This window comes from Microbacterium sp. FW305-3-2-15-F-LB2, assembly GCF_058787255.1.
In genome coordinates this window covers 2,931,346-2,955,260 of sequence record NZ_JBYSZO010000001.1, presented here as the reverse complement: position 1 = coordinate 2,955,260, position 23,915 = coordinate 2,931,346, and the positions used below count along the sequence as shown (strand labels likewise).

Here is a 23,915-nt window from a genome sequence, read left to right as displayed (position 1 = left end):
GCAAAGGAGCAGACATGAAAGTCATCCGAGCTGTCGCCGTCGGCGCGGCCACCCTCGCCCTGCTGGTGGCAGGCGTCGCGTCACCGGCGAACGCTGATCCGCTCTCGCCCGCGACCGGGGCCCGCCCGTCCAACTCCGGGAACCCCGCCGCCGGGGCCGGCGGAACCGTCTACTACCTCGACGCCACGTCAGGCAATGACGGCAGTGCGGGCACGTCGCCCGCCTCCGCGTGGCGGACTCTCGCCAAGGTCACCTCCCACGTCTTCTCGCCGGGTGACGTCGTGGCGTTCGAACGCGGAGATACGTTCACCGGGTCGGCGACGATCTCCGGTGGGGGAACGAGCACGAATCCCGTGACCGTCACCGCATACGGCACTGGCGCACAGCCCGTCCTGACCAATCCGGGCGGCTGGAACATGCTGCTCGTCGACGCCCCCTATGTCGCCGTGAAGGACATCGCGTTCTCCAACGGCGCCGTATTCGACAACGCTGACGGGGCGGGCATCACGGGCCCCAAGTACGAGCGGAGCGGCGCGGTCGCCGTCACCGGCAACGGCACGGGGGTGCTCGTGCAGGACAGCACCTTCACCGACGTCGGCGTCGGGGTGAAGACCTACGGCGCCGACTCGAAGGTGCTGCACAACACGTTCCAGAATCTTCGGATCGCCTACCGCGGTCCGGACTCGGGTATTCAAACCTCCTACGGCGCGATAGGGGTCTCGGTCAACAACAGCGGAGTGGAGCTGGCGTACAACGACTTCCTGAACTGCCGTTCCACGGACAGCCCCTACGGTGCCGACGGGGGCGCGGTCGAAATCGAGGGCTTCCTGTACACGAAGGACGACGTCACGATCCACCACAACTACTCGCGCGGGTCGCAGGGCTTCCTCGAGGTGACCGAGACGTCCACGGCGAACGTGACCGTCAGCGAGAACGTCAGCGACGACTACCAGCAGTTCATCGCGTGGGACACCACCACCACGCCGAGCGGCTACGTCGTGGAGAACAACACGGTCATCCGGTCCTCCGACAGCGCGACGTTGTTCGACCAGTACTACTACCGCGTCACCGGGCCGTCGCCGAGCGCGGGCTGGGCCACGATCCGGAACAACATCTTCCAGACGTCCGGAAAGTTCAGCTTCTTCAACTTCCCGCACGACCACAACCTGTTCGCGCCGTCCGTGAAGCTCAGCTACGCCCTCGGCGCCGGGGACATCATCGCCGCTCCGGCATACGTGAACGCCTCTGCCCGCGACTACCGGCCGGTGCAGACGAGCCCGGCGGTCGACAACGGAACGGCCGCGTCGTCGACGACGGATCTGGCCGGGAATCCGAGGAATGTCGGTCTCGGCACCGACATCGGGGCCCATGAACTGCAGACGTCGCCATCCGGCCTGGGAACCAACCTCGTCAGCGACGGCGGGTTCGAGACGCAGACGGCGATCTCCGCGACCACGACGCCCTGGTGGAGCGACGGCGGCGGCCTCACCTACGGCGTCGACGTCAACGCCGGTAAGGCACACTCCGGGCTCGACAACGGTTGGATCGCGACGTCGGGGACTGCCTGGGGAGCGCTTCGACAGACGGTTCCGGTCACGCCGAACACCACCTACCGGCTCACCGTGTGGGTGCGCAGCTCGACGGGCGTGAACAACGCGTGGATCGGCGCCAAGACCACGACGGATGCCGTCATCGGAGAGATCCGGCACGGCCGGGCCGCGGACTACACCCGATACGTCGTCAGCTTCACGACCGGGTCACAGACGTCGATCCGACTCCACGCGGGCCTGTACGGCGCGGGCGGCGGGACCTGGGAACAGATCGACGACGTCTGGCTGCAGCAGCTGTAGCCGCGCACGTCCGGTCGGGTCGCTGCCGTGAGTATCTTCGCCGGCGGCCCGACCTCGACGTTCTACGCCCGCCGCACCTCGAGGGCGTCGATGCCCGGCATCCCGAACCAGGAGCGTCCGCCGACGGCATCCACGATCGTCAGGAGGACCGCGTCGCACGATCGGCATCGGGCGACCACACCCATGGGGCTGATGTACGCCGCGGCCACGGCGAGGGCGGCGTCGGTCCCGCACGATCGACAACGGATCAGGGAGTCCGTGGCATCCCACCCCAGGAGGTCGGCCAGCCGGCCGGCCAGCGCGTTGCCGTCGAGAACGTCCATCACGAGCCTCCGAATCGCTCGGTGCGGATGTCGCCGGGCCGGTGCCCGGCTTCCAGGAGCCACTGCGAGACCGCCTCGACGAACGGCGTCGGGCCGCACACGTAGACCCGCGGAGCGCGCTCGGCCGGCACGACCGCGTCGCGCAGCCGCTCGGCCGTGAGTCGGCCGGGGGGAACGGATGCCTCGGGCGGGGCGGTGCGCGTGTACACGAGGTCGACGTCGACGGCGCCCGACGCTGCCAGCGCGGCGATCTCGTCGGCGAAGAACACGTCAGCGGGGGTGCGCACCGAGTACAGAAGACGGAACTCGCTCGTATCCGCGGCGCTGCCGTGCGCCTGCGCCATGGCGTACAACGGGACCACGCCCGAGCCGCCCGCGATCAGCTGCACGGGACGCGGCGACGATTCGGTGGGCGGCGTCCAGATGAAGAACGCCCCGAGGGGACCGTGCACCTCGATCTCGTCGCCGACTCTCAGGTCGTGCACGAGGAACGGCGAGACCTCGCCGTCCGGGACCTCGTCGACCGCGAGCACGACGCGCGTGCCGTCGCCCGACGACGCGATCGAATACGACCGCGAGGCCTGGTAGCCGTCGGGAGCCGTGAGTCGCAGGTCGAGGTGCGCGCCGGCGTCGTTGCCCGGCCAGGTCGGGATGTCGAGCTCGATCCGCTGCGCGCTGGGCGTCTCGGCCCGGATCACGGCGACCGTCGCGGTGTGCCAGGCGGTCGGGCGGTGTGTCACCAGTACCGCTCCTCCTGCCACGGGTCTCCGTGCAGGTGGTAGCCGTTCTGCTCCCAGAAGCCGGGGTCGTCGTCGGGCATCGTGACGAGGCCGCGCACCCACTTCGCGCTCTTCCAGAAGTACAGGTGCGGAACGAGGAGCCGCGCGGGTCCGCCGTGCTCGGGCGTGAGCGGTTCGCCGTCGGCCTCGAACGCGATCCAGCTCTTCCCGTCCAGGAGGTCCTCGAGCGGCACGTTGGTGGTGTAACCGCCGTACGAGTGCGCCATGACGAAGTCGTGCGCCGTCTCGACCTCGTCGAAGATGCGGTCGAGCGAGACGCCGCGCCACGGCATGTCGAGCTTGGTCCAGTGCGTGACGCAGTGGATGTCGACGGTGATGTCCTCCATCCCGAGCGCCTGCAGCTGGGCGGTGTTCCACCGGTGCTCGCCGTTCTCGGTGCGGACGACGAACTCCCAGTCGTCCGCGTCGATCTCGGGAGTGGGTCCGGCCGACAGGACCGGCCAGTCGCCCACCAGGGTCTGGCCCGGAGGAAGGCGTGGATCGCGCTCGGCGCGGCGCCCGGAGAACCCTCGAGTGATGAACGACATGGATGCCTCTTTTCCTCCCGGGAGTGGACGAGTTTCACCCTAGCCAGGTCGCCGGGGACGCGACAGGGACGATTGTCGGATCAATTCGACGACGCGGCGCCGTCGGTACGGGGCCCGCGGGCGTCGGCCGCCGCCGCGAGCACCGTGTCGACGAGGGAGGCGGTGTCCTCGCCCCCGAGCGCGATCGGCCGCAGCAGCTCGCCCGCCGTGGTCAGCAGCACACCCGCCGGACGGTCGGCGGGGATGCCGAGAGCGACGGCGAACTCTCCGGACGGATCCGCGTGCAGCCCCTCGCCCGCCGTGCTCACGGCGGAGTCGTCGCCCACGGCCACGATGAGCCGCACGTCGACCAGGGTCTCGAGCAACTCCCGGTCCCACCGCACTCGGTCGATGATGTTCTCGCACGAGCTGCACCCGCGCCGGACGAACAGCAGCAGCTGCGCCCGACCCCGCAACGCGCGTTGACGGGGGACGACGACCGCGCCGTCCGGCGTGATGAGTGCGGCATCGCGCACGTCGCTCGCGGGAATCTCGATTGTGGGCCCCGGGGTGCGCAGCGTCGCGCCGATGACGGCGAGGGCGGCGGCGGCGATGGCCACCACGACCGCGGGGCCGGGCGACAGCAGGAGACGGACGGCGAGTGCGGGCGCACGCAGGTCGCCGACGGCGCCGATGAGCCCCAGCACGGCGAGAACGGTGATCGCCGCGTTCCGTGCCGTCATGGCGGGACCCACGCGAGTGGATGCCAGCGGCCCGAAGCACCCGCACTCGTCGGTCGAGGCGTGCGCCTGCGCGCGCACTCCGACGGAGAGGAAGAGGAGCGCCAGCGTGACCGACGCGGTCGCCGCGACGACGGCGACGAGCCCGGCGCCCAGCAGCACCCCTGCCGCCACGACGATCTCGGCCGACGCCACGGTGCCCACGACGGCACGCGGAGGCAGCCCCGTGAGCCGCAGCGCCCGCAAGGTCGACGGGGCCGCGTCGAGATCGAGGAGCTTCCCGATACCGCTGAGGAGCAGGACGGCGGCGACGATCAGGGCGGGAAGGAGGGAGGCGGCGAGCATAACCCCCAGGGTCCCGCGGACCACCCGGACGGGCGGGGGCGCGCACGTCCCGTCGTGCCGGGGTGAAGCCGCCCCGTGCGCCCGTCGACGCCGGGGCCGCTAGGGTCGCTGTGACGACTCCGTCACTGCGCGCGTCTTCCGCGGCAGCCGTCCACACAGGGAGAATCGCTCATGTCTGTCGGTCTGCTCGCTGTCGTCGACGACATCCTCAGCGCCGCCCTCAAGGCCAGCGCCAAGACGGCGGGTGTCGTCATCGACGACGCGGCCGTGACGCCGCAATACGTGCAGGGGATCACCCCGGCGCGCGAGCTGCCGGTCGTCTGGAAGATCGCGCTCGGCAGCATCGTCAACAAGTACGTCATCATCATCCCGATCGCGCTGCTGCTGACGGCCTTCGCGCCGTGGGTGCTGCCGTTCCTGCTCATCATCGGCGGGGGATTCCTGTGCTTCGAGGGCGCCGAAAAGGTGCTCGAGTGGTTCGGTGTCGCGCACGGACACGAGGACGAGGACGGCCCGCGCGACGAGCGCAAGCTGGTCCTCGGTGCCGTGCGCACCGACCTGATCCTCAGCACCGAGATCATGCTGATCGCGTTGTCCAGCCTCGACCCCGATTTCGGCATCTGGATGACGCTCGGCGCGCTGCTCATCATCGGGCTGGCCATGACGGTCGTCGTCTACGGCGCCGTCGCGCTCCTCGTGAAGATCGACGACATCGGACTGCGCTTCATGAAGAGCCCGGCGCGTGGCGTCCGGCGCTTCGGAGCACGGGTGGTGGCATCCATGCCCGCCGTGTTCCGAGTGATCAGCGTCGTCGGCACGGTCGCCATGCTGTGGGTCGGCGGCCACCTGGTGGTGCAGAACCTCGGCGAGACGCTGTGGGCGGGTCCGTCCGATCTGCTCCACGCCGTCGAACACGCGATCGAGGCGACCGGCCCCGTGGTCGTGTGGATCGTCGACACCGCGATCTCGGCGGTCTTCGGTCTCGTCCTGGGCCTGATCATCGTCGGCGTCGTGACCGGTCTCGGCCGGGTGTTCCGCCGTGGTGAGAAGGCGGACGCCGCGCACTGACGCGGGCCGGTCTTCTCAGTCCAGGCGAGAGTGCTCGCCGAGGCGGTGCCACGTGCGGTTGTGGTAGACCAGCGCGGCGCCCGGCTCGCCGGGCTCCAGGTCGCGCTCGACGTTGACCTGGAGGGCCTGGGCGGCGATGACCGTCGAGCCGCCGGCATCCATGCGGCTGACGACGGCGCAGCGCAGCCACGCCCGCACGCCGTGGTAGATCGGCTCGCCCGTGGGCAGGCGCGACCAGGCTGACGTGTCGGCGAAGCGGTCGAGGCCGCTCGTGGCGCCGGCGCGGGCGAGGCCGATGTCTTCCGCGTCGAGCAGGTGCACCACGATCGTGGACGCGGCCACGATCGTCGGGGTCGCCGACGACAGGCTCGACACCGAGAAGATCAGCAGCGGCGGATCGGCCGAGACCGACGACACCGACGAGGCGGTGAGCGCGACGGGACCGTGCTCGCCGTACGCGGTGATCACGGCGATGCCGCCGGGGTGGCCGCGGAACGCACGCTTGAAGTCGTCCGCCGTGACGGACGTACCGATGGTCGGCGTGCTCTCGGATCGCTCCTGCGGGAGGGAAGTCATACCTCGACGGTAACGCCCGGCAGGGGGTACGGCACCGGTACGCGAAACGCGGCGACACATCATCGGAGTGACGGCCGTGTCTTTGTGAGGCTTCACATCCGCCCTTCCGTGACGTTCTCGTTGCAATTCCGTCTTGACACCACGGCCAGTGTGAGCGCTAACATTCAGGAGTCAGCCCGCCCGAGGGGGCTGCATCACATGAAACCGGCGACGCAGCCGGCGAAACGAGGAGGTTTCAACATGAAGGCGAAGAAGACCCTCGCCGGACTCGCGCTCGTGGGCGCGATCGCTCTCACCGCGTCCGGCTGTGCCGGCGGCGGTACCACGGCCGGCGGCGGTGGAGACGACGTGATCACCGTCGGCTTCGCGCAGACCGGGTCGGAGAGCGGCTGGCGCAGTGCCAACACCGAGTCGATGAAGACGGCGTTCTCGTCGGAGAACGGGTTCAACCTGATCTTCAACGCGGCCGACAACAAGCCCGAGGCGCAGATCGCCGCGGTCCGCAGCTTCATCAACCAGGGCGTGGATGCCATCGTCCTCGCCCCGATCGTGACCGACGGCTGGGACGACGTCCTCAAGGAAGCCAAGGATGCCAACATCCCGGTGATCCTCGAAGACCGCACGGTGTCGGCCTCCGAAGACCTGTACGCCAGCTGGGTCGGCCTCGACTTCAAGAAGGAAGGCGAGACCGCCGGTAAGTGGGTGGCGGACAACTTCGGCACGACCCCGACCAACCTCGTCGTGCTGGAGGGCACCACGGGATCGTCGGCCGCGACCGACCGCGCCACCGGCTTCAACGACGCGATCAAGGGCACCGACATCAAGGTGCTCGACTCGCAGACCGGCAACTTCACGCGCGCCGAGGGCAAGACGGTCATGGAGGGCTTCCTCCAGAAGTACGGCTCGCAGATCAACCTGCTGTTCGCCCACAACGATGACATGGGCCTGGGCGCGCTCGACGCGATCAAGGCCGCGGGTCTCACGCCCGGCACGGACATCAAGATCGTGACGATCGACGCGGTCAAGGACGGCATGACGGCCCTGGCCGACGGCGAGTTCAACTACATCGTCGAGTGCAACCCGCTGCTCGGTGAGAAGGTCGCCGAGGTCGTGAAGAAGGTCGTCGCCGGCGAGTCGGTCGACAAGCAGTACATCGTCGAGGACCAGGCGTTCGACCAGGAGCAGGCCAAGGCCGCTCTGCCCGACCGCAAGTACTGATCCACCCGCGGACGCCGCCCGCGTCCGTACCCCACGGGTGTGCGGGGCCGACCTGGCCCCGCACACCCTCCGCTCACCCTCTGAGAAAGCGATCGAGCATGACATCCGAACGTGCTGCCGTCGTCGCGATGCGCGGCATCAGCATCTCCTTCCCCGGAGTGAAAGCGCTCGACGGCGTGGACTTCACCCTCTACCCCGGTGAGGTCCACTCGCTCATGGGCGAGAACGGCGCCGGCAAGTCCACTCTCATCAAGGCGCTCACCGGTGTCTACGGGATCGACTCGGGCACCATCCGCGTTCAGGGCGAGGAGCGGCTCTTCCGCTCCACCGCCGACGCCCAATCCGCCGGCATCGCCACCGTCTACCAAGAGGTCAATCTCTGCCAGAACCTCTCCGTCGGCGAGAACGTGATGCTCGGCAACGAGATCCGTCGCGCGGGGATCGTCGACTGGCGCGCGACCCACGCCGCCGCAGCGACGGCGCTCGCCGAGCTCGGGGTGCACATCGACACCCGCTCGGTCCTCGCCAGCCACTCCATCGCCGTGCAGCAGCTGGTCGCGATCAGCCGCGCGATGGTCGTCGACACGACGGTGCTCGTCCTCGACGAACCGACCTCGAGCCTGGACCGCGGCGAGGTCGAGCAGCTCTTCGCCGTCATCCGGAGTCTCCGCGACCGCGGCGTCGCCATCCTGTTCGTCTCGCACTTCCTCGACCAGATCTACGAGATCTCCGACCGCCTGACCGTGCTGCGCAACGGCACCCTCGTGGGGGAATACCCGATCGCCGAGCTCGGGCGCGAACAGCTCGTGGCGAAGATGATCGGCCGCGAGCTCGGAGAACTGGATGCCATCTCGGCCAGCGCCGAGCGCCCGATCGATCGCTCGGGCACGCCGGTGCTGAAGGCCGTTTCGCTCGCGCGAAAGAACGCCCTGGAGCCGGTCGACCTCGATGTCTTCCCCGGGGAGATCGTTGGCCTCGCCGGACTCCTGGGCTCGGGACGGACCGAGCTGGCCCGCCTCATCGCCGGTGCCGACCGCGCCGACCAGGGCCAGGTCGAGGTCGGCGGAGTCCCGTCGCGCCTCGGTTCACCGCGCCACGCCCTCGACCGCGGTATCGCCTTCTCCTCGGAGGACCGTCGCGCCGAAGGCATCGTCGGCGACCTCACCGTGGCCGAGAACATCATCCTCGGTGTGCAAGCGCGCCGCGGCGCGCTCCGCAAGCTCGGCTCGGCCGAGGTGCAGGCCATCGTGGACGAGTACATCACCGCACTCGGTGTGCGCCCCGCGAACCCGAACGCGCTCATCCGCAACCTCTCCGGCGGCAACCAGCAGAAGGTCCTGCTCGCCCGGTGGCTCGCCACCGCGCCGGAACTGCTCATTCTCGACGAGCCCACGCGAGGGATCGACGTCGGCGCGAAGGCCGACATCCAGCGCAAGGTCGCCGAGCTCGCGGAAAAGGGTCTGGCGGTGGTGTTCATCTCCTCCGAACTGGAGGAGGTCCTCCGTATCGCTCAGCGCGTAGCCGTGCTGCGCGACCGTCGTAAGATCGGCGAGCTGGCCACCCGGGACGTCGACCTCGACGGCCTCGTGACCTACATCGCCGAGGGGCAGCCCGAGACAACGTCGTCCGATCGGGAGAAGATCGCATGAAGAAGTTCCTTTCGCACCGCCTCGTGTGGCCGATCGCCGCGCTCGTGGCGCTCATCGCCGTCAACACGATCTCGCGGCCGTCGTTCCTCAGCATCACGGTGCAGAACGGCCAGCTCTATGGGTCGCTGATCGACATCCTGCGCAACAGCGCGCCGCTCATGCTCGTCGCGCTCGGCATGACGCTCGTCATCGCCACGCGCGGCATCGACCTCTCGGTCGGCGCGATCATGGCGGTCTCGGGTGCCGTCGCGCTGACGATCATCGAGGCCTCACCCGATCCCGGAAACCTCGGTGTCGTCATGATCGCGATCGCGGCGGCCGTGGGCAGTGCGCTGCTGCTGGGCGTCTGGAACGGCTTCCTGGTCTCGGTGCTCGGCATCCAGCCCATCATCGCCACGCTCGTGCTCATGCTCGCCGGCCGCGGTGTCGCCCTGCTCATCACCAAGGGCTTCATCACGACCATCAACAGCGACCCGTACCAGTTCATGGCGCAGGGATACGTCCTGGGATTGCCGTTCGCCTTCTACGTTTCGATCGCCGCGGTGATCGTCGTCGGCATCGTCGAGCGGCGAACGGCGCTGGGCATGCTCACCGAAGCCGTCGGCATCAACCCCGAGGCGAGCCGGCTTGCCGGCGTGCGTTCGCGCGGCATCATCTGGGGTGCCTACATCGCCAGCGGCACGCTCGCGGGCATGGCCGGCATCCTCTACAGCTCGAACATCATGGCCGCCGACGCCAACGCCGCCGGCCTCTACATCGAATTGGATGCCATCCTCGCGGTGGTCCTCGGCGGCACGTCGCTGGCCGGGGGCAAGTTCAGCCTCGCCGGCACGGTCGTCGGAGTGTTCACGATCCAGACGCTCAAGAGCACGATCACCTTCCTGGGCGTGCCGCCGGCGGTCAGCCCCGTCTTCATGGCCGCGGCCGTGCTGATCGTCGTGCTGCTGCAGTCGCGCCGGTTCCGCGCGTTCTTCCAGACCGCGGGCCGTTCGGCCCTGCGTCCCCTCTCCCGACGTCCCGACGCAAAGGTGCTGTCCTGATGGTCACTCTCACCGCCGAGCGCGGCCACGCCGCGACCACGTATCGCCGATTCCTCAGCCGCCACGTCTCGTGGATCCCGGTTTTCGCCGCGATCGCGATCCTCGTGATCATGATCGCGGGGTCGATGGCCTACTTCCCGAACTTCCAGCTTCCCCGGATCCTCTCCTCGATCCTGCTCGACAACGCGTATCTCTTGGTGCTTGCGGTGGGCATGACGTTCGTCATCCTCACCGGCGGCATCGACCTCTCTGTCGGCGCGGTCATGGCCTTCACCGGCATCCTGTGCGCGAGCCTCCTCTCGCAGGGCGTGCCGGTGGCGGTCGCGGTGCCGGCGATGATCCTCATCGGCGCGGCGATCGGACTACTCATCGGGGTGCTGGTGCAGTTCTTCGACGTCCAGCCCTTCATCGCCTCGCTGATCGGCATGTTCCTCGCCCGGGGTCTGGCGTTCGTGGTGAGCCTGCAGTCGATCAAGGTCGACAACGAGGGGCTCCTCTGGCTGCAGTCCACCCGCTTCTCCTTCGCCGGGTGGTACATCACCCCGACAGGCATCATCGCGCTGCTGACCGTCGCGCTCGCCGCCTTCGTGCTCCGCTTCACCCGATTCGGACGCACCGTGTACGCGGTCGGCGGCAACGAGCAGTCGGCGCGTCTCATGGGTCTGCCCGTCGTGCGAGCCAAGCTCTCGGTCTACGTCATCAGTGGCGTGTGCGCGGGTCTCGCGGGCATCGTCCTGACGGCCTACTCCGGCGCGGGCTATCCGCTGAACGGTGTCGGGACGGAGCTGGACACGATCGCCGCGGTGGTCATCGGCGGGACGCTGCTCACCGGCGGCAGCGGGTTCGTGCTGGGCTCGATGATCGGCGTCTTCGTCTACGGCCTGATCCGCACGATCATCTCGTTCTCGGGCGCCGAGCAGTCCTGGACGCGGATCACCGTCGGCGCGTTGCTCTTGGTGTTCGTCGTGGTGCAGCGGATCATCGTCTCGCGGTCCGCGCTTTCCAAATGACGCGCCCGCAGAGGATGCGCGCGCGGCGACCGTCGCGCGGGCATGATTGACCCCATGTCCGCCGTTGCCCCGCCCCTCCTCGAGGTCCGCGGGGCGACGGTGCGTTTCGGCGTCGAGTCGGCCCTGGCCGACGTCGACTTCCGACTCCGCCCCGGCGAGGTCCATTCGCTCATGGGGGAGAACGGCGCCGGCAAATCGACCCTGATCAAGGCGATCACCGGAGCCCTGCGCTTGGACCAGGGGGAGATCCTCCTCGAGGGTCGGCCGATGCAGTTCGCGACCCCCGCGGACGCCCAGGCAGTGGGGATCTCGACCGTCTATCAGGAGATCGACCTCCTTCCCAACCTGACGGTCGCCGAGAACATCTCGCTCGGACGAGAACCGCGCCGCTTCGGGATGATCGATCACCGCGCGATGCGCGACCGCGCGACCGAGGCCCTTGCCTCGCTCGGCGTCGACGTCGACGCGTCGTCGGTGCTGTCCACGCACCCGCTCGCGATCCAGCAACTCGTCGCCATCGCCCGCGCGGTCTCGGTCGACGTGAAGGTGCTCGTCCTGGACGAACCGACCTCGAGCCTGGATGCCGACGAGGTCGCCGAGCTCTTTCGCGTCATCCGCGATCTCAAGACGCAGGGCATCGCGATCGTCTTCGTCTCGCACTTCCTCGACCAGGTCTACGAGATCTGCGACCGCGTCACCGTCCTGCGGGGCGGGCGTCTCGTGGGCGAGTACGGCACGCGCGAGCTGCTGCGCATCGACCTCGTGGAGAAGATGCTCGGCGCTGCGGCCGACGCCCTCGCGCCGCTCGGGACGCGTTCGCCCGGGCCTGCGGAGGGCCCGTCGATCGTGAGCGCGCGGGGGCTGGCATCCGGAGCTCGTCTGCGCGACGCCGACGTCGACATCGCGGAGGGCGAGGTCATCGGGGTCGCAGGTCTCCTGGGATCGGGCCGCAGCGAACTGGCGCGCGCGCTGACCGGTGTCGACCACCCGGACAGCGGCGAGGTGCGCATCGACGGTGAAGCCGTGCGGCTCGGATCGCCGCGCGAGGCGATCCGTCGGCGCGTGGCCTACTCGTCGGAGAACCGGCGCACCGAGGGGATCATCGGCGATCTCAGCGTCCTCGACAACATCACCCTGGCCCTGCAGGCGCAGCGGGGAATCTTCCACCGTCTGAGCACGGCGCGGCGTCGCGAGCTGGCGACGAGCTGGGTGGAGGCGCTGCACATCCGCCCCGCCGACATCGACCGTCCCGTCGCCACCCTCTCGGGCGGCAACCAGCAGAAGGTGCTGCTGGCCCGGCTCCTCGCGCTCTCGCCCCGCGTCATCGTGCTGGACGAACCGACGCGCGGCATCGACGTCGGCGCGAAGGCCGAGATCCAGCGCCTCGTGGGGGAACTGTCCGACAACGGTCTGGCCATCGTCTACATCTCCGCCGAGCTCGACGAGGTGCTCCGCGTGGCGCACCTGGTCGCGGTCATGCGCGACGGCGTGCTCGCGCAGATCGTCCCGGCCGCCGAGCTCACCTCCGACGCCCTGCTCGCCCTCGTGGCCAAGCCCGCCGCGGGGGAGGAGGAGGTCTCCGATGGCTGACGACAAGGCCTCGCGCACCGCCAACATCTTCGACGTGGCCCGGCTCGCCGGCGTCTCGCACCAGACGGTGTCGCGTGTCCTGAACAACATGCCCAACGTCCGCCCCGCCACCCGGGCGCGCGTCGAGCAGGCCATCGCACAACTGCGGTACAGCCCGTCACCCGCAGCCCGGGCCCTCGTGACGCGCCGCACGCGCACGATCGGCCTCGTCACGCCGGGCACCGTCGACTACGGGCCCTCGTCGATCGCGACCAACTTCAACTTCGCGGCGCGCGCCGCCCGGTACAACGTCGACGCGATCAGCTCCCCGCAGAACGACGTCGCGGCCGTCCGCGCGGCGATCGACGGACTGCTCAAACAGCGCGTGGATGCCATCGTGCTCATCGTGGTCGACGTCGAGGTGCTCGCCGCGGTGCAGGCGATCGAGATCGACGTGCCCATCGTCGCCGCGGCGACGACCAGCAGGCCGCATCCGCGGCTCGTGGCGATCGACCAGTACCGCGGCGCTCGCGCCGCCGTGCGCCACCTCCTCGAATCCGGATACAGCACCGTCCGCCACATCGCGGGCCCCGCGCGCAACCCCGATGCGGTGGAGCGCTTGCGCGGCTGGCGCGAGGAGATCGCATCCGCCCGCGCGCAGTCGACCCCGCCCGTCCACGGCGACTGGTCGGCCGCGAGCGGATACCGGATCGCGACGGAGACCGATCTCGCCCCCGGTGAAGGCATCTTCGTCGCGAACGACCACATGGCCATCGGCGTGCTGTCGGCGCTCCGCGAGCGCGGGTTGCGGGTGCCGGAGGACATCGGCGTGGTCGGTTTCGACGACGTTCCCGAGGCGCCGTTCCTCTTCCCCTCCCTCACGACCGTCCGTCAGGACTTCGCCGCCCTCGGAGAGATCCTCATGCAGAAGGTTCTGCTCATGGTCGAAGAGCCCGACACCGTGAGCGAGAGCACCCCCCTCCCGACGCGGCTCGTCGTGCGCGACTCGGCCCCGCAGCGCTCCTGACGACCGGGCGTTCCGCGACGTCCGTGCCCCGTGATCATGACCGGTGCCGAGGGCGGGGGTCGGGGTCTCCGGCGTAGCCGCTGACTCCAGCGGATTCGCACGTCAGACTGGTGTCGATCGCGGTGTGAGCGCTAACATTCGGGGTGTCGTCGTCGTCGACGGCCTATGCAATGTCGCATTCACGAGAGGACCCGCACCCCCGTGCCTACACTCCATCGAACGGCGCTCCCCCGCCGCTTCCCGTCCTGGACGCTCGCCGTCCCGGTCGCCGCCGCGCTGGTCGCGGCGCCGATTGCTGTCCCGTTTGCCGCAGATGCGGCAACGAGTTCGAGCGGATTGATCGTTTCGTACCCGCTCGACGAGACCTCGGGCGCCGTTGCCCACGACGACTCCGGCAACGGCCGCGACGCCGCCTACGTCGGCAGCCCCTCGCTCACCGGCGCCAACGGCGTCCGCCTCGATGGTGCCGATGACTATGTGAGCGTTCCCAACGACATCCTTCAGGGACTCTCCTCGGTGACCGTGAGCACCGACGTGCTGGTGCGCCCGGAACAGTCGGGCAACTACTTCATCTGGGGTCTGGGCAACACCACGGACTGGTACGGCAACGGCTACCTCTTCGCCACGGGTAACCCGGCGCGCACCGGCATCGCCAGCGGCAACTGGACCACCGAGCAGGAGACGCGCGGGTCGGCGAACCTCGATCGCGGGGTCTGGAAGACCCTCACCTACACCCTCGACGCGGACAAGAAGACCTCGCGTCTGTACCTCGACGGCATCCAGGTCGCCGAGAACACCAACACGACGATCACCCCCGGGGCGATCGGCGGCGGGAAGACCACGGCCAATTACCTCGGCCGCTCGACCTACACCCCCGACAAGCGCCTCGCCGGAAGCCTCCGCGACTTCCGCCTGTACGACCGCGCCCTGTCCGCCGACGAGGTGGCCACGCTCGTCGCCACCGATCAGCAGCGTGTCGCCCGCGACAAGGCGGCTCTCGACCTCGGTGACCTCAGCGCCGTGACCACGAACATCTCCCTGCCGACCGCGGGAGTGAACGGCTCCGCCATCGCGTGGGCGTCCTCCGACTCCGCGGTCGTGTCGGACACGGGCGCCGTCACGCGTCCCGCGGCCGGACAGCCGGATGCCGAGGTCACGTTGACGGCCACCCTGACGCGCGGATCCGCCACGACGACGGCCGCCGTCACCGCGACGGTCCTCGCCATCCCCGACGACGCCGGCGCGGCGCAGAAGGCGCTCGACGGGATCACGGTGGTCAATGCCGCTGACGCCCGTGGCAACCTGACGCTGCCGACGACCTCGGACGGTCTGGCCGTCACGTGGGCGAGCTCGAACCCCGCCGTGGTGTCCACGACGGGCGTCGTCTCGCGCCAGGAGGCGGACACGACCGTCACCCTCACGGCATCCGTGACGAGGGGCTCGGTCACGAAGACGCGCGACATCGCCGTGAACGTGCGCAAGGCCGTGCACCTCGGGGCCTTCGAGGGCTACACGTTCGCCTACTTCACGGGCAACACCATCGAGGGCGAGAACATCTACTTCGCCGCGAGCAACGGCAACAACGCGCTGTCGTGGACCGAGCTCAACGGCGGGAAGCCCGTCCTCACCTCGAGCTACGGGGAGAAGGGCCTGCGTGACCCGTTCATCATCCGCTCTCCCGAGGGCGACACGTTCTACCTCATCGCGACCGACCTCTCGATCGGCGGCGGCACCTCTTGGGGCGACTCGCAGACGGTGGGTTCGAAGTACATCGAGGTCTGGGAGTCCCACGACCTCGTGAACTGGAGCGATCAGCGTCACGTGCGGGTCTCGCCCGACACCGCGGGCAACACCTGGGCGCCGGAGGCGTACTACGACGAGGGCCTCGGGGAGTACGTGGTGTTCTGGGCGTCGAAGATCTACCCCGAGGACGACCCCGGCCACACCGCGAACGTGCCGAACAGCATGATGTACGCCACGACGCGCGACTTCGTCACCTTCAGCCAGCCCCAGGTCTGGCAGGGCGGGATCTCTCGCATCGACTCGACCGTCATCAAGGCGAACGGCGTCTACCAGCGCTTCACGAAGGACGAGGGCGCCGGGACCACCGGGTGCAGCGACATCATCCAGGAGAGTTCGCCGGTCTTGACCGCCCCGCTCAAGGACTGGACGCAGGTCACGTCGTGCATCGGCAAGAACGCCGGCACGGGTGCGGTCGAAGGCCCGAGCATCTTCAAGTCCAACCCGGGTGACGTCAACGGCGACAAGTACTACCTGTTCGTCGACGAGTACGGCGGGCGCGGGTACATCCCGCTGGCCACCACCGACATCGCCGACCCGAACTGGCAGGTCCCCGCGAGCTACACGCTGCCGAGCAGCCCTCGCCACGGAACCGTCATACCCGTGACCGCCGAGGAGCTCGCGGCGCTCCGCAAGAACATCCCGACCGAGCCGACCGTGACCCCGGTCACGGCCAACGCGAAGGGCGAGGTGCTGCGGTACGACTTCACCGACGGGTCGGGCGCGACGCTGCACGACCGCTCCGGTGCGGGCCGCGACGCGCAGATCCAGGGCGGGGCGACGTTCTCCGACGACGCGCTGATCTTCGACGGCAGCAACGACTACGTCGACCTGCCGGACGACATGCTGGCCGGGGTCACCGACTTCACGGTCGACACCGAACTGCGCATCGATCCGGCGCAGAAGAACCCGTACTTCCTGTACGCCTTCGGCAACACGGGTGGTGACGGCAAGGGCAACGGCTACCTCTTCTCGACCGGTGACGGCCAGTACCGCGGTGCGCTCACCACGGGCAACTGGACCGGCGAGCAGAACGCCGCCACCGCCAGCGCGCTGCCCCGCGACCGCTGGGTGCACCTGACCTACACGCTGAGCGGCAACACCGCCCGGGCATACCTCGACGGTCAGAAGGTCGCCGAGAACACCAACGTGACGGTCCGCCCCGGGGACATCGGCGGGGGCAAGACCCTGGCGAACTACCTCGGGAAGTCGGTGTACAACGACGACAACCTCTTCCGTGGTCAGATGCGCGAGTTCGCGCTCTACAACCGCGCGTTGAGCCCCGACGAGGTCGCCGCCCAGAATCCCGGCATCCTCACGAACGTGAGCCTGCAGGATGCCGCCGCGCTCAAGGTCGCTCCGATCGTCGACGCCGAGAACCGGACGGTGGTCTTCCCCGTCGTGCCGGGGACCGATCTGACGACCCTGCGTCCGACGTTCGCGACGGCGCCCGGGACGACGGCCACCCCCGAGTCGGGAACGGTGCGCAACCTCAGCACGCCGGTCACGGTCACGCTGAAGACGGAGGGCCAGTCCGACGTGGTCTGGACGCTGAAGGCCGTCGAGATGAAGAGCCCGGTGCTCCCGGGCCTGTACGCCGACCCGAACATCGCGGTGTTCGGCGACACGTACTACATCTACGCCACGACCGACGGCGTACCCGGATGGGGAGGCAACACGTTCTACGTCTGGACGTCGAAGAACCTCGTCGACTGGACGCGTTCGGACACGCCCTTCCTGACCCTGAACGGCGCCGACGGCAACGTCCCGTGGGCCACCGGCAACGCGTGGGCTCCGACGATCATCGAGAAGGGCCGGAAGTACTACTTCTACTTCAGCGGCCACAACCCGAAGGACGACCGCAAGGAGATCGGCGTCGCCGTGGCCGACAGCCCCGAGGGGCCGTTCACCGCGGAGGCGCAGCCGATGATCACCAACGCGGAGAGCGTCCACAGCGGACAGGCGATCGACCCGGCGGCGTTCCACGACCCGAAGACGGGGAAGTACTACCTGTTCTGGGGCAACGGCAACCCGGTCTACGGCGAGCTCTCCGAGGACATGAAGAGCATCAAGGCGGGCACGATCAGGCCGATCTCGGGTCTGAACGACTTCCGCGAGGGCTCGTTCGTCAACTACCGCGACGGTCTTTACCACCTGACGTACTCGATCGACGACACCGGTTCGGCCGACTACCGCGTCGGCTACGCCACATCGACGAGCATCGACGGTCCGTGGACGTACCGCGGTGTGATCCTGTCGAAGGATGCCTCGCAGGGCATCCTCGGCACGGGGCACAGCTCGATCATCAACGTGCCGGGCACGGACGAGTGGTACATCGCGTACCACCGGTTCGCGATCCCGGGCGGTGGCGGAACCAACCGCGAGACGACGATCGATCGCCTCGAGGTGGGGGAGGACGGGCTGTTCCAGACCGTGAAGCCGACGCTCTCGAGCGTCGCTCCGCGAGAGGTCCCGGACACCACTGAACCGACGCCGACGCCGACCCCCACGTCGACGCCGACGGTGTCGCCCACGCCGACCGCGACGCCCACGCCGACCGTGACGCCGGAGCCGACCGCGACGCCGGAGCCGACGGGCGAGCCCACGGCCACCCCGACGCCGACGGCCTCGCCCACGACGACCCCGGGTGCCGCTCCGTCGGTGTCGGTCTCGGCCACCACGGTCGAGCGCGGGGGCATCGTGCGCGTCACGGTCACGGGTCTCGGCGCCGGTGAGCAGGTCACGGCGGAGCTCCGCAGCGACCCGATCCGCATCGCCGGCGTCCCCGCCGCCGACGCGAACGGCCGCGTCACGTTCGACGTGCAGATCCCGGGCAACCTCGCCGCGGGTGCGCACTCGATCGTCGTCTACGGTGCCGACGGCTCGGTGATCCGCACGGTGCCGATCACGGTGGTCGCGGCCGGGCAGCTCGCCGCGACCGGTGCGCAGGCGCCGCTCGGCGGGGCCCTGCTGGCAGGGTTTTTCCTCGTCGCGGGAGGGGTGGTGTGGACGATGCGTCGTCCGCGCCGCACGGAGGCCTGATCGGAGGTCCGTCCGACCGGAAAGGACCCCGGATGCCTGGCATCCGGGGTCCTCTCCGTGCTCCCGGCGTCCGTGGCGCCGTACCGCTCCGGGACGTTCGGAACGGCGCTTCGCGTCGCAGCGCGGCTTCCCCCGGGCGGTTCACGCCTGGTGCTGCGTCCGCCCCGTCGCCCGCGCAGCTGGGGGGAGTCCGTCGCGTGACCACCCGAGATCGGCCCGGCGGCCCGCTCAGCCGGCGGCCGGGCCCATCGAGGGGCCTCTCAGCGCGCGGTCGACGTCTCCGGGGGCGCGAGGGGAATGAACACCCGCATCTGAGAGGGGCCCCTCTCCGCCCAACGGTGGTAGGGGATGAAGGTCACCTCCAGCGGCCGCCCCGCCCGGTGAGCGACGGGTTGGGCGGCGTAGGGGAGGAGCCCGGTGGGAATGCCGAGCTCGACAGCGATCGCCGACGCCCGTGCGCCGTCCTCGTGCGCTTCCGGAATGCGGGGGAGCAACCGGATGTCCTCGATCGCCACTCCCTCGGGAAGGTCGATCGACTCGAGACACAGCACGAGCGGGCCCCGCTCGATCGCCACCGCCCCCCGCACGCTGTCGATCCGCTCGTCCGGGAACACCAGCCGGGGCTGTGAAGGAAACGTCATCGTCACGACCGTGCCCGGCTCGACCACGGTCACGTCGAACCATCCCGGTGCGGCCGGGCGGGCCGCGTCCCCGGAGACAGTGACCGAGGCCCCGAGAGCCCATTCCGGGATCCGCAATCTGAGACGAGCCGCGTCGGCGGGAGCCTCCTCGACGGTGATCGTCACGCGCGCGTCGTCGGGGAACCGGGTGTCCACGATCAGACGCCACCCACCGCTCTCCAGAATGCCCGCCGCGTATTGCAGGAGGAGAATGCCGTCGTCATCCCACGCGGCGGTGTACGCCGCGAGTGAGGCCAGGGTACGGGCGACATTCGTGGGGCAGCACGAGACCTCGAACCAGGGCGCTCGCACGCCGCCTTCCGCGCGAGTGTTGACACCGTCCTCCGCCGGCGATCCCGCGATGCGCTGGTGGAGCGGGTTGGCGTAGAAGAAGGCCCGCCCGTCAGCGCTGGGCGAGGTGGCGACCACGTTGTAAAGGGTCCGTTCGATGAGGTCGGGGTAACGCACATCCCCGGTCTGCAGGAACAGGCGCCACGCGAACATGATGGAGGCCACTCCCGCGCAGGTCTCGCAGTAGGCGCGATCCGCGGGCAGCTCCCAGTCATCGCCAAACCCCTCGTCCTGGTGGCGCGAACCCATCCCCCCGGTCAGGAAGGTCCGCCGCGCGACGGTGTTCTCCCATTGCCGCTCGAGTGCCGAGAGAAGGACGGCGTCGCCGGTGTCGACCGCGACATCGACGGCACCCGCGGACAGGTAGAGGGCGCGGACCGCGTGGCCGCGCAGGACATCCGCGTCGCGCACGGGAACGTCATCCTGAAAATACTCCGGGGACTGCAGCGGGGGCACGGCCAGAGTTCCCTGCCCCCGTCGTTGCACGAAAAGGCGCGCCTGATCCAGGTAGCGACGCTCGCCGAACGCGCGCCCCGCTTCGGCGAGCGCCACCTCGATCTCGGGATGGCCGCACACGCCGTCGCGTGCGCCGTCGCCGAATTCCCGACAAATGTGGTCCGCGGCGCGGCGCGCCACGGTGACGATCGGATCGTCGGGGTGACCGGTGCGGGCGCGCGCGACGGCGGCCTGCAACAGATGACCCATGTTGTACAGCTCGTGTCCCATGGACAGGTCGCTGTACCGTGTCGGCTGGCCGGTGTGTCCGAAGGCGGTGCCGAGGTAGCCGTCCTCATCCTGTGCGCGCGCGATCCGCTCGACCAGCGAGGCGAAGATCGCTTCGAGGGCGTTGTTCGGCTTGCGTTCCAGTTCCCAGGCCATCGCTTCCAGGAGCTTGTAGATCTCAGAGTCCGAGAAGACCCATCCGCTACGGCCCGCAAGCTCTTCGCCCCGGGCGATGCGGTCGAAGTTTGCGAGCCACCCCAACCGTTCCATCCAGTCGAGACAGTGTGCGAGGGTCGCTTCGGCATTGACCACCTGCCTCCGCCCCCAGAATCCCTCGGGGTCGAGGCGGACGGTTCGGACGCCGGCGCCTCGGACACGCGCGCTCGCGGGGACGACGGGGACCGCCTGACTGTCCCGTCCGGTGGGGATCAGGGGGCGTTCGAGAACCACGGATCAGTCCTTCACGGCGCCAGCGGTCACGCCGGCGGCTACATAGCGCTGGGCGACGACGAGAAGGATCGCCGCGGGGATGGATGCCACGGCGGCGGTGGCCATGATGGCGTTCCACTGCGTGGTGTTGTTGCCGATGTAGGCGTAGATGCCCAGGGTGATGGGCTTCAGCGCGGAGTTGCGGGCCAGGGTCGAGGCGAAGATGAAGTCCGACCACGCCCACAAGAACGAGAACAGGGCGACTGTCAGCACGGAATTGCGGCTCAGCGGTAGGACGACCGACATGAACGTGCGCCAGGAGCCGGCGCCGTCGATGCGTGCCGCCTGGAGAAGCTCTCGCGGGAGACCACCCATGAACGCGGTGAACAGCAGCACTCCGAACGGCACGGCCACGGTGGAATCAGCGAGGATGAGCCCCGGCACGCTGTTGAGCAGACCCGCGCGCGCGTAGATGGCGTAGAAGCCCATCGCCATCACGACAGCGGGGATCATCTGCGCCACCAGGAGCACGAAGTTCAGCGTGCGTCCGCCCCGCAGATTGAGCAGGGCGATCGCGTAGGCAGCTGGGGCGGCGAGCACGATCGTGACCAGCACGCAGCCGAGGCCGATGATCAGACTCGTGCCGAGATTGGGCAGCTGCTGGCTGAGCACGGCGGTGTAGCCCTCGACGGTCGGATCGAAGGGGAAGACGTGGGGCGGGCTGTCGCGCAAGTCGCTCGTCTTGGTGAACGACACGTTGAGCATCCAATAGACAGGGAAGAGCATGAGAGCGGTGAAGAGCAGGCCGAGGCCCGTCTTCCACCACGCGCGGTGGGTGGTCATGAGTTCTCCTGGCGACGCTGGGCCCTCAGGTAGACGAACCCGAAGACGAGGGCAATGACGATGAGGATGTTGCCGACAGCGGCTGCGGGCGACAGATCGGGCTGGCCGGTGCCGAACGCCTCGCGGTACGACCAGATGGCGAGCGTCGTGGTCGCGTCCGCGGGACCGCCCCGCGTCATGATCCAGATGATGTCGACGACTTTGAGGGTGTAGACGAGTCCGAGGAGGAGCGTGATCGCCGAAACGGGGCGCAACAAGGGGAAGGTGATGCTGCGGAACTGCCGCCAGGGTCCGGCCCCGTCGAGGGAGGCCGCTTCGTAGAGCTCGGTCGGGATGTTCTGCAGACCGGAGTACAGGATCACGAGGTTGAAGGGGATGCCGAGCCAGATGTTGGCGATGACCACGGCAGTCATCGCCGTGTCCGGGGAGGTCAGCCAGTTGATCTGCCCGATGCCGAAGGCCTCGAGGAAAGAGTTGACGAGGCCGTTGTCGCTGTTCAGCATCCACGACCAGGTCGATCCCGACACGATCAGGGGGAGCAGCCACGGGACGAGGAAGAGTCCGCGGAGGATCCCGCTGAGAGGGAAGTGCGAACGGAAGAAGACGGCCAGACCGAGACCGATCGCATATTGGAAGAGGAGCGAGACCACGACGAAGACCGCGGTGTTGGCCAGGGCCGGCCCGAAGGTGGGCGACGAGATGACCGCAAGGTAGTTGTCCAGGCCGACGAAGGCGGCGTCGCCCTGCACGAAAGCCCGGACCGTGTAGTCGTGGATGCTCAGGTCGATGCTGCGCACGAGCGGCCACAGGTAGAACACGACGAGGTAGATCACGAGGGGAGCGGCGAATGCGGCCGCCACCCAGGGCGACCCGTCGCGATGCGCGCGGCGGCGACGCGCAGGGGGGACGGTCACGGCGACGGTGTCGTCGGCCGCGCGGGGGCGCTCACGAAGGGCCGAGAAGGACATGGGGACTTCTTTCGATGGGGCATCCGGGGGAACGTCGCCGCTCCCCCGGATGCCGACGGGTGCCTCTACTTGCTGGTCGCCGACTTGGCCGCCGTCTGCGCGGCGTCGAGGGCCTGCTCGGGCGACTGCGCGCCGGAGAGGACGTTCTGAACGGCGGTCCACAGCTGCTCGGAGATCAGCGGGTACTTCGTCCCGAGGTTGTCGCTGGTGCGACCCTTCGCCGCCTGCACAGCGGACACCCACGTCTTCAGATCCGGGTGTTCGGTCAGAAGCTGCTTCTGACCCTCCTCGGTCGGCGGGATGTAGTAGGCGAAGGTGTTAGCCGTGTCGACGAAGCCCTCGGGCGTCGTCATGCATTCGATGATCTTGCGCGTGGTCTCGTAGCGCGCGGTGTCCTTCTGTACCGGTGCGACGATGAACTCGCCGCCGGTGGGAGCAGGGGCGGCCCCGCCGTCCTTGGCGGGGAGCTCGATCACGCCGGTCTTGAACGGAGCCTTGGCGGCGCTGTTGACCTGCCACGTGCCGTTTTCGGCGAAGCCGAAGTCGCCGGTGAGGAACTCCTCCCACACGGTGTTCTGCGAGTTCGTGATGACCGAGTTGGGCGCGTACCCCTTGTCGAGCCAGTTCTTCCACAAGGTCACGGCCTCGACGGCCTCCGGCGAGGAGAGGTCGGTCAGGTCAGCGCCGGCACCCCAGAACCAGGGGAGGAACTGGAAGGATCCCTCTTCGGTGTTGATGCCCGAGAAGGTGATGCCCTTCTTGCCCGCGGCGGCGACCTTGGCCAGGGCGGCGTCGAGGGACGCCCAGTCCGTGACCGAGGAGGGGTCGACTCCGGCCGCGGAGAGCACGTCGGCGTTGTAGTAGAGCGCGAGTGTGTTCGCACCGATCGGGATCCCGTAGGTCTTGCCGTCCAGGACGCCCGCGGCGAGGAGGTTCTCGTCGATCTTCGACGTGTCCAGCCCCAGTTCCTCCGTGGTCGAGAGCATGCCGGTGTCGGCGAGGGTGGAAACGGCGGGGTTGTCGATGAGGATGACGTCGGGCGAGGTGCCGTCCTGAGCGGACAGCAACGCCTGGTTGGTCAGAGCGGTGGTGTCGTAGGCGGTGCGCTGGATCGTCACACCGGCCTCGGTGCCGCAATCCTGGACGCGCTTGGCCCAGTCGGAATCCTCCGCGTGCTGCGGGTACGGGTCCCACCAGGTGTACGTGCCGCTTGCCGCGTCACCGGTGGAATCGCCTCCGGCGGTGCCGCCGGAGCATCCGGCCAGGGCGCCGACGGCGACGGTCGCCGTAGCCAGGGCCGCGGCGATGCGCAGGACCTTGGTGTTCATGTGTTCCTCCTCGAACATGCTCGGGTGAGC

18 protein-coding genes are annotated in these 23,915 nt (G+C 69.0%); 9 read left to right on the top strand and 9 right to left on the bottom strand.

Annotated features, from left to right (window positions below; translation table 11 throughout):
- Positions 1–14 precede the first annotated feature (14 nt).
- Entirely contained in the window at positions 15–1,850 is a 1,836-nt protein-coding gene (locus AC3WLZ_RS14295; RefSeq protein ID WP_412925576.1) for a choice-of-anchor Q domain-containing protein, read from the top strand.
- A 62-nt stretch (positions 1,851–1,912) separates the two neighbouring features.
- On the opposite strand, the gene AC3WLZ_RS14290 is transcribed toward AC3WLZ_RS14295, so the two are convergent.
- The 4 genes from AC3WLZ_RS14290 to AC3WLZ_RS14275 all read right to left on the bottom strand — a co-directional run bounded on the left by AC3WLZ_RS14290 (position 1,913) and on the right by AC3WLZ_RS14275 (position 4,564).
- Complete coding sequence (locus AC3WLZ_RS14290) at positions 1,913–2,173, bottom strand: DUF6510 family protein (protein WP_412925575.1); 261 nt, start codon at positions 2,171–2,173, stop codon at positions 1,913–1,915.
- The gene (locus tag AC3WLZ_RS14285; RefSeq protein ID WP_412925574.1) at positions 2,173–2,913 is read right to left on the bottom strand and encodes an FAD-binding oxidoreductase; all 741 of its coding nucleotides are present in this window, start codon (positions 2,911–2,913) and stop codon (positions 2,173–2,175) included. The genes AC3WLZ_RS14290 and AC3WLZ_RS14285 overlap by 1 nt, the downstream gene beginning before the upstream one ends.
- The gene (locus tag AC3WLZ_RS14280; protein WP_412925573.1) at positions 2,910–3,500 is read right to left on the bottom strand and encodes a molybdopterin-dependent oxidoreductase; all 591 of its coding nucleotides are present in this window, start codon (positions 3,498–3,500) and stop codon (positions 2,910–2,912) included. Before AC3WLZ_RS14280 ends, AC3WLZ_RS14285 begins: the two co-directional genes overlap by 4 nt.
- A gap of 80 nt (positions 3,501–3,580) precedes the next feature.
- Complete coding sequence (locus tag AC3WLZ_RS14275; protein WP_492470482.1) at positions 3,581–4,564, bottom strand: MauE/DoxX family redox-associated membrane protein; 984 nt, start codon at positions 4,562–4,564, stop codon at positions 3,581–3,583.
- Positions 4,565–4,735: 171 nt separating this feature from the next.
- On the opposite strand from AC3WLZ_RS14275, the gene AC3WLZ_RS14270 reads away from it, so the two are divergent.
- Complete coding sequence (locus AC3WLZ_RS14270; RefSeq protein ID WP_412925571.1) at positions 4,736–5,632, top strand: DUF808 domain-containing protein; 897 nt, start codon at positions 4,736–4,738, stop codon at positions 5,630–5,632.
- A gap of 15 nt (positions 5,633–5,647) precedes the next feature.
- Here AC3WLZ_RS14270 and AC3WLZ_RS14265 read toward each other — a convergent pair whose 3' ends face one another.
- Positions 5,648–6,208 (bottom strand): flavin reductase family protein, encoded by a 561-nt coding sequence (locus AC3WLZ_RS14265; protein ID WP_412925570.1) that lies wholly within the window; start codon positions 6,206–6,208, stop codon positions 5,648–5,650.
- 240 nt (positions 6,209–6,448) lie between these two features.
- Here AC3WLZ_RS14265 and AC3WLZ_RS14260 point away from each other — a divergent pair, with 240 nt between their 5' ends.
- The 7 genes from AC3WLZ_RS14260 to AC3WLZ_RS14230 all read left to right on the top strand — a co-directional run bounded on the left by AC3WLZ_RS14260 (position 6,449) and on the right by AC3WLZ_RS14230 (position 18,563).
- Positions 6,449–7,426, top strand: coding sequence for an ABC transporter substrate-binding protein (locus AC3WLZ_RS14260; protein WP_412925569.1), 978 nt, complete (start codon positions 6,449–6,451; stop codon positions 7,424–7,426).
- A 98-nt stretch (positions 7,427–7,524) separates the two neighbouring features.
- The gene (locus AC3WLZ_RS14255; RefSeq protein ID WP_492470481.1) at positions 7,525–9,075 is read left to right on the top strand and encodes a sugar ABC transporter ATP-binding protein; all 1,551 of its coding nucleotides are present in this window, start codon (positions 7,525–7,527) and stop codon (positions 9,073–9,075) included.
- Positions 9,072–10,115 carry an ABC transporter permease gene (locus AC3WLZ_RS14250; protein WP_492470480.1) on the top strand — a complete coding sequence of 348 codons (1,044 nt, stop codon included), beginning with the start codon at positions 9,072–9,074 and terminating at the stop codon, positions 10,113–10,115. Before AC3WLZ_RS14255 ends, AC3WLZ_RS14250 begins: the two co-directional genes overlap by 4 nt.
- Positions 10,115–11,125 (top strand): ABC transporter permease subunit, encoded by a 1,011-nt coding sequence (locus AC3WLZ_RS14245; RefSeq protein ID WP_492470479.1) that lies wholly within the window; start codon positions 10,115–10,117, stop codon positions 11,123–11,125. Before AC3WLZ_RS14250 ends, AC3WLZ_RS14245 begins: the two co-directional genes overlap by 1 nt.
- Before the next feature lie 54 nt (positions 11,126–11,179).
- Complete coding sequence (locus AC3WLZ_RS14240) at positions 11,180–12,715, top strand: sugar ABC transporter ATP-binding protein (RefSeq protein ID WP_492470478.1); 1,536 nt, start codon at positions 11,180–11,182, stop codon at positions 12,713–12,715.
- Positions 12,708–13,721, top strand: a complete 1,014-nt coding sequence (locus AC3WLZ_RS14235) for a LacI family DNA-binding transcriptional regulator (protein ID WP_412925564.1) — start codon at positions 12,708–12,710, stop codon at positions 13,719–13,721. The genes AC3WLZ_RS14240 and AC3WLZ_RS14235 overlap by 8 nt, the downstream gene beginning before the upstream one ends.
- Positions 13,722–14,057: 336 nt before the next feature.
- On the top strand, positions 14,058–18,563 hold the full coding sequence (locus tag AC3WLZ_RS14230) for a family 43 glycosylhydrolase (RefSeq protein ID WP_492470477.1): 4,506 nt from the start codon (positions 14,058–14,060) through the stop codon (positions 18,561–18,563).
- Between the two features lie 260 nt (positions 18,564–18,823).
- Here the strand turns inward: AC3WLZ_RS14230 and AC3WLZ_RS14225 are convergent, their stop codons facing one another.
- The 4 genes from AC3WLZ_RS14225 to AC3WLZ_RS14210 all read right to left on the bottom strand — a co-directional run bounded on the left by AC3WLZ_RS14225 (position 18,824) and on the right by AC3WLZ_RS14210 (position 23,885).
- Positions 18,824–20,767: a glycoside hydrolase family 127 protein gene (locus tag AC3WLZ_RS14225; RefSeq protein WP_492470476.1), complete on the bottom strand. Its 1,944-nt coding sequence runs from the start codon at positions 20,765–20,767 to the stop codon at positions 18,824–18,826.
- Positions 20,768–20,770: 3 nt separating this feature from the next.
- The gene (locus tag AC3WLZ_RS14220) at positions 20,771–21,589 is read right to left on the bottom strand and encodes a carbohydrate ABC transporter permease (RefSeq protein ID WP_492470475.1); all 819 of its coding nucleotides are present in this window, start codon (positions 21,587–21,589) and stop codon (positions 20,771–20,773) included.
- On the bottom strand, positions 21,586–22,557 hold the full coding sequence (locus AC3WLZ_RS14215) for a carbohydrate ABC transporter permease (RefSeq protein ID WP_412925560.1): 972 nt from the start codon (positions 22,555–22,557) through the stop codon (positions 21,586–21,588). The genes AC3WLZ_RS14220 and AC3WLZ_RS14215 overlap by 4 nt, the downstream gene beginning before the upstream one ends.
- A 65-nt stretch (positions 22,558–22,622) precedes the next feature.
- Positions 22,623–23,885 carry a sugar ABC transporter substrate-binding protein gene (locus AC3WLZ_RS14210; protein ID WP_412925559.1) on the bottom strand — a complete coding sequence of 421 codons (1,263 nt, stop codon included), beginning with the start codon at positions 23,883–23,885 and terminating at the stop codon, positions 22,623–22,625.
- Positions 23,886–23,915 lie beyond the last annotated feature (30 nt).

Coding starts and splice junctions, on each gene's coding strand:
- AC3WLZ_RS14295 (WP_412925576.1), top strand. CDS start 15: ATGAAAGTCATCCGAGCTGTCGCCGTCGGCGCGGCCACCCTCGCCCTG.
- AC3WLZ_RS14290 (WP_412925575.1), bottom strand. CDS start 2,173: ATGGACGTTCTCGACGGCAACGCGCTGGCCGGCCGGCTGGCCGACCTC.
- AC3WLZ_RS14280 (WP_412925573.1), bottom strand. CDS start 3,500: ATGTCGTTCATCACTCGAGGGTTCTCCGGGCGCCGCGCCGAGCGCGAT.
- AC3WLZ_RS14275 (WP_492470482.1), bottom strand. CDS start 4,564: ATGCTCGCCGCCTCCCTCCTTCCCGCCCTGATCGTCGCCGCCGTCCTG.
- AC3WLZ_RS14270 (WP_412925571.1), top strand. CDS start 4,736: ATGTCTGTCGGTCTGCTCGCTGTCGTCGACGACATCCTCAGCGCCGCC.
- AC3WLZ_RS14265 (WP_412925570.1), bottom strand. CDS start 6,208: ATGACTTCCCTCCCGCAGGAGCGATCCGAGAGCACGCCGACCATCGGT.
- AC3WLZ_RS14260 (WP_412925569.1), top strand. CDS start 6,449: ATGAAGGCGAAGAAGACCCTCGCCGGACTCGCGCTCGTGGGCGCGATC.
- AC3WLZ_RS14255 (WP_492470481.1), top strand. CDS start 7,525: ATGACATCCGAACGTGCTGCCGTCGTCGCGATGCGCGGCATCAGCATC.
- AC3WLZ_RS14250 (WP_492470480.1), top strand. CDS start 9,072: ATGAAGAAGTTCCTTTCGCACCGCCTCGTGTGGCCGATCGCCGCGCTC.
- AC3WLZ_RS14245 (WP_492470479.1), top strand. CDS start 10,115: ATGGTCACTCTCACCGCCGAGCGCGGCCACGCCGCGACCACGTATCGC.
- AC3WLZ_RS14240 (WP_492470478.1), top strand. CDS start 11,180: ATGTCCGCCGTTGCCCCGCCCCTCCTCGAGGTCCGCGGGGCGACGGTG.
- AC3WLZ_RS14235 (WP_412925564.1), top strand. CDS start 12,708: ATGGCTGACGACAAGGCCTCGCGCACCGCCAACATCTTCGACGTGGCC.
- AC3WLZ_RS14220 (WP_492470475.1), bottom strand. CDS start 21,589: ATGACCACCCACCGCGCGTGGTGGAAGACGGGCCTCGGCCTGCTCTTC.
- AC3WLZ_RS14215 (WP_412925560.1), bottom strand. CDS start 22,557: ATGTCCTTCTCGGCCCTTCGTGAGCGCCCCCGCGCGGCCGACGACACC.
- AC3WLZ_RS14210 (WP_412925559.1), bottom strand. CDS start 23,885: ATGAACACCAAGGTCCTGCGCATCGCCGCGGCCCTGGCTACGGCGACC.